The organism is bacterium (assembly GCA_019695335.1).
GTDB lineage: Bacteria > CLD3 > CLD3 > SB21 > SB21 > JABWBZ01.
In genome coordinates, this window is record JAIBAF010000118.1 from 1 (window position 1) to 4,959 (window position 4,959).

At 47.1% G+C, this 4,959-nt stretch carries 6 protein-coding genes; 4 read left to right on the plus strand and 2 right to left on the minus strand.

What is annotated here, in order from left to right:
* The 3 genes from K1X84_16640 to K1X84_16650 form a co-directional block, all read left to right on the plus strand.
* On the plus strand, positions 1-225 hold a 225-nt coding region (locus K1X84_16640), incomplete at its 5' end, for a hypothetical protein (GenBank protein MBX7153257.1).
* Positions 218-634, plus strand: a complete 417-nt coding sequence (locus K1X84_16645; GenBank protein ID MBX7153258.1) for a hypothetical protein — start codon at positions 218-220, stop codon at positions 632-634. The genes K1X84_16640 and K1X84_16645, both read left to right, overlap by 8 nt.
* A gap of 93 nt (positions 635-727) precedes the next feature.
* Positions 728-2,362 (plus strand): NAD+ synthase, encoded by a 1,635-nt coding sequence (locus K1X84_16650; GenBank protein ID MBX7153259.1) that lies wholly within the window; start codon positions 728-730, stop codon positions 2,360-2,362.
* Here the strand turns inward: K1X84_16650 and K1X84_16655 are convergent.
* Positions 2,359-2,640 carry a zf-HC2 domain-containing protein gene (locus K1X84_16655; protein MBX7153260.1) on the minus strand — a complete coding sequence of 94 codons (282 nt, stop codon included), beginning with the start codon at positions 2,638-2,640 and terminating at the stop codon, positions 2,359-2,361. The genes K1X84_16650 and K1X84_16655 overlap by 4 nt on opposite strands.
* Positions 2,641-2,676: 36 nt before the next feature.
* The gene (locus K1X84_16660) at positions 2,677-3,228 is read right to left on the minus strand and encodes a sigma-70 family RNA polymerase sigma factor (protein ID MBX7153261.1); all 552 of its coding nucleotides are present in this window, start codon (positions 3,226-3,228) and stop codon (positions 2,677-2,679) included.
* 139 nt (positions 3,229-3,367) lie between these two features.
* Here K1X84_16660 and K1X84_16665 point away from each other — a divergent pair, with 139 nt between their 5' ends.
* The gene (locus K1X84_16665; protein MBX7153262.1) at positions 3,368-4,798 is read left to right on the plus strand and encodes a hypothetical protein; all 1,431 of its coding nucleotides are present in this window, start codon (positions 3,368-3,370) and stop codon (positions 4,796-4,798) included.
* The last annotated feature ends 161 nt before the right edge of the window (positions 4,799-4,959 follow it).

Sequence of the window (4,959 nt, forward strand, 5' to 3'; positions counted from 1 at the left end):
GGAATGGCTTCGAATTACCATTTTCTCCGGAATCTTGAGAAAACAACTTTCCTCGCATTCGAGCGTAAGGCTTCCCGTCTTCCCAATGACGAAAAACAGCTTGCTTTTCTGTCGAAATTCCTTAAATTACAGTCAGTTGCTCATCTGATGGACCAACTCAATTCCGTAAAAAAAGAAAACGAAGTTTTTTTCTCTTCATTAATGCTGGAGCTTCACCATGAATGAACAATTGCGTTACCAGAATGACGGCGAAGGCATTCCGATTCTCGGTAAAGTAGCCGCCGGTACTCCGCGTTTTTCTGAATCGGTAGAATTGGGATACCTGCAAACGGTTTCGCCAAGTTACTCCTCGCACGACCGCAATATTTTCGCCTTGCAGATCGACGGGGACAGCATGATCGAAGACGGTATTTACCATGGCAATTATATCGTCGTCAGACATACGACGGAATTTAAAAACGGCGACATCGTTATAGCTTATGTCAATGAAGAAGCGACCGTCAAACGTATTTATAAACGCGGATCAAAGATCCTCTTGCAGCCGGCCAATGCCGAACTGGAGCCGATCGAAGTCGATCCGCAATATGCCGCGTTTCGCGTCGGAGGCAGAGTGATCGATGTGGTTCGCCACTAATATTCGTTTGAACATTTCATAAGTATTTAAAATCAAAATCCGATTTGTCTAAAATCGGATTTTTTTATTCACTAAAAGTACATTATCGCATCCATGAAAATAGCGCTTGCACAGATCAATACCCGAACCGGCGATCTTGATAATAATGCGGACGCCATTATCCGTTCACTCCGGCAAGCTGAAAATGCCGGCGCAGATCTGGTTGTCTTTCCCGAACTCACGATTACCGGTTATCCGCCCGAAGATCTCGTCGAGAAGCGGGCTTTCGTCAAAAAAAACCTGGCCGTGCTTGAGCGCATTGCCAGGGAAACGAAAAACACCGGTGTGATTATAGGTTTCGCCTATCCTAACGAGTCAGGCAAAGGCCATCCGGTTTTTAATTCAGCCGCGTTGATGGATCACGGACAAATCGTTGGGATCCAGCATAAGACCTTGCTCCCCAATTATGATGTCTTCGACGAAATGCGTCACTTCGAGCCGGCTGTCGAGCGCAAAACGTTGACATTTCGCGGGAAAAAAATTGGCGTATCGATTTGCGAGGACGCATGGAATGACAAAGATTTCTGGAAACATCCGTTATACCCGAACGATCCGGTTGAAGAATTGGCACGACAGAAATGCGACGTTTTGATCAATATTTCCGCTTCTCCTTTCAGCATCAAAAAAAATGTACTACGCCTCAATATGTTCAAAAACATTGCCGTCAAATACCGTCTGCCTGTTGTAATGGTGAATTTGATCGGCGGCAATGACAGCCTGATTTTCGACGGATGCAGTTTTGTTTTGGATGCGGATGGAAACATTTTAGCCCAGGCTAAAGCGTTTGAAGAAGATTTTTTCGTCGTCGATCTCGACAAAAAAACCGGGATAATTAATGCTTGGGACGAATCCGAAGAAAAAGAAATTACCGATGCGTTGGTTCTCGGCGTCCGGGATTATTTGAGAAAATGTCATTTCAACAAAGCGATCATCGGCCTCAGCGGCGGCATTGACTCCGCGCTGGTCGCCGCAATTACGACCATGGCGATCGGCAAAGACAAAGTCATCGGCGTCGCGATGCCGTCACGCTACTCTTCTGATCACAGCGTGGCCGACGCACGGCAACTCGCCCAAAACCTCGGCATCGAATTCCGTCTCATTCCTATCGAACCGATGTTTAAGCCTTATTTGGAGGGTCTGTCGACGGAATTTAAAGGTATGAACGAAGACATTACGGAAGAAAATCTGCAGGCCCGGATTCGTGGAAATATCTTAATGGCTTTGTCGAATAAGTTCAACGCCATCGTTCTAAGCACCGGCAACAAATCCGAACTAGCGGTCGGTTATTGTACGATCTACGGCGACATGTGTGGCGGATTGGCGGTCATCAGCGACATCCCCAAAACGATGGTGTATCAGATTGCGCGATGGATCAATCGTGAACGCGAAATCATTCCTCACAATACCATTGATAAAGCGCCTTCGGCTGAATTGAGACCCGATCAAACCGATCAGGATTCTCTCCCGCCGTACGACGTTTTGGATGGAATTTTAAAAGCTTACATCGAGGATCTTAAAGAATACGATGAAATCGTAACGATGGGGTTTAAACCGGAGGTAGTGGATAAAGTTTTGAAATTAGTCGATCGTAATGAATATAAACGCAGACAGGCGGCGCCGGGACTACGGGTGACTTCCAAAGCATTTGGATTCGGGCGACGGCTTCCGATTGCGCAAGGATGGCGTTAAGGTTTGGACGATGTGGAGATAGCCTGCTTGATTTTGTCCATCAATGAAGAAGGGATTTCGCTTTTCTGATGGCAGCCTTTTTTCTTGATCGTTTCAACGAGCTTTTCTTCGAATTTGACCAGTTCATTACACGGCAAGCATAAGCGAATGTGCTCCTGAAATCCTTCAAGCTCTTTGACATCCAGTTGTCCGTCGATGAAAGCATAAACTTTGCTTAACACTTCCGAACACGGAATGAGATGTGAGTGATCCTCTTGACCGTTGTGACTGTGACTCATGCTGATTCCTTGAATGGCTTTCGGTTGATTTCCACGTTATTTCACAAAGCCGTATTCCACGGCGTATTCCCAAAGATATTTTTGAAGAAGCTTACGGCTTCTGAAAAGCCGCGACATCACGGTGCCTACGGGCGTATTTAATATGTCCGACGCTTCTTTATACGAAAACCCTTCGATGTCCACGAGCATTACGACGTCGCGGAACTGTTCGGGTAATTTGTCAATCGCATTGCGAATATCTTCTTCAAGGAATTTGTCTAAAATCCCGGCCGGCGTATCGGACAATGACGAAGAACGGCTGTGTACCTGGTTGTAAAGTGAGAACTCTTCCACATCATCATACCCGCCCACCGTCGGATCTTTAGACGATTTCCGGTACTGTGAAATGTGCGTATTGATCAATATCTTAAAAAGCCATGCCCGCATATTAGTTCCCTGCTCGAACTGATTCAGCGAACGAAAGGCTTTGTAGAAAACTTCCTGGACAAGATCTTCGGCATCGCTGGGATTACGTGTCAGACGCATCGCCGTATTATACAGCGATTCCGTGTGCTGAAGCGCTTGCTCTTCAAATTCTTTAGGCGTCATAACCGCGCTCGTTGTTTCAACGATGTTAAGTAAAAATTATTCCGTCAATCGGCGGATAATCTACTTTCTTTTTTTTGAACTTGCAAATGGTATTTGACCGTTTCATATTGCGTCGGACTAAAATTTAAACCGGAATGGCATGATTCTACGATTTTTTTTTATTGCGCTTGTTCTCGTTCCCTCTCTGATCGCCCAGCAAAAAGAATACGGGAAAATTCACGAACCCACGTCGCTGGTTTACCCTCCATCCCGTCACGCACCCATTCATAAAGCAACGGCCATCCATCTTTACACTTTTATGGCGTTGATCGGTCGTACCGATATCAAACCCGACGACCCGTCCGGCATTGCCGTGACTCGCCTCAAAAGCACGGACGATCCGAAAAGTAAAACGGACGATGACGATCTGACCGTGTACGGCCTCAATACCGGGCAAAACAACGTGCTCTTCAACAGTTCCATGCAAAGCCTCGACGTCTACGAAGGCAAAGGGCGTAAACAGAAACTGAATAAACCGCGCGGCATTGCGGCGAATGCGAACGGCGACGTCTATATCGCCGATACGGGCAATAACCGGATCGTCAAACTACTCAATCCCGGCAATTACCTGACGTTCGTCGATGCGTACGGCCAACACGGCAAAAAGCCCGGCGAATTTGACGAGCCGCGCGGCATTGCGCTCGATCAAAACGGACGCGTATTTGTCAGCGATGCCAATAACGACCGCATTCAGGTATTCGACGCGCAGATGAACTTCCAATACGCCATTGGCGACCACTCCGATACGGCGGACGTATCGCGTCAATTATATCACCCCGAAACCATTGCGTTGACCGATGCGGCCGAAGAAGGAAGTTACTTTAAAGAAAGTTTCCTGATCGTCGTCGATCTCAATAATACGCGTTTGCGCAAATATACGCTCGACGGGCAATTCATCGCCGGTATGAATTCAACCGATTACGGGTATCAGCAGGTGTACCTGACGTCGGCGGCTATCGACTTCTATGGCAACGTATGGGTAACCGACATGTTCAATCATTGTGTTCATAAATTCGACAAAGACCTCCGCTTCATCACGTCATTCGGACACATCGGCGACGGGGATAATGAATTTTTCGAACCGCGCGCGATCGGAATCTGGAAAAGGCTGGGGCAGGTCTTTATTGTCGACAAAAAAAGCGCACAATACTATCATATCGGCACGGATATATATAATATGGAAGTTTCGCGGCAAGACAGTTCGATACGGTTCGATTTCTTTCTGACGGAAATATCCAAAGTTTCGGCGTCGATCCTGGATGACAAAGGCCGCACGATCGCACGGCTCGTGAACAACCAGACTTTGCAGCAAGGCACGAATTCCCTTCTTTGGGATCGCATCGAACGGCCGATCAATTCATCATTTTTTTTCAATCGTTTTAAAAAAGATTCGACGCAGGCAAGTTCCGACTCGGCCGCTACACAAAAAACCTTCCCTTCGGGACTTTATAAACTGAAGATCGAAGCCCGGACAACCTACATTTACAGCCGCTATTTCACCAAAACCGTCGAACTGGAATTCGCATTTTAATTGTAGAGCCGAACGTCCCTGCTCTGTCATACCCGCGCACGCGGTATCCATAACGACAACCTTAGATCAACCGCCGGATGCGTGACAGACGCCGAATCAAGTTCGGCGTGACTCAGTGCGTTGAATTGAAAGGAATTTGGCCTTGATAAAACCGCCGAAAT

What these genes read in the sequence shown, in the direction of transcription:
- K1X84_16645 (MBX7153258.1), top strand. Translation starts at nt 218, where the DNA reads ATGAATGAACAATTGCGTTACCAGAATGACGGCGAAGGCATTCCGATT.
- K1X84_16650 (MBX7153259.1), top strand. Translation starts at nt 728, where the DNA reads ATGAAAATAGCGCTTGCACAGATCAATACCCGAACCGGCGATCTTGAT.
- K1X84_16655 (MBX7153260.1), bottom strand. Translation starts at nt 2,640, where the DNA reads ATGAGTCACAGTCACAACGGTCAAGAGGATCACTCACATCTCATTCCG.
- K1X84_16660 (MBX7153261.1), bottom strand. Translation starts at nt 3,228, where the DNA reads ATGACGCCTAAAGAATTTGAAGAGCAAGCGCTTCAGCACACGGAATCG.
- K1X84_16665 (MBX7153262.1), top strand. Translation starts at nt 3,368, where the DNA reads ATGATTCTACGATTTTTTTTTATTGCGCTTGTTCTCGTTCCCTCTCTG.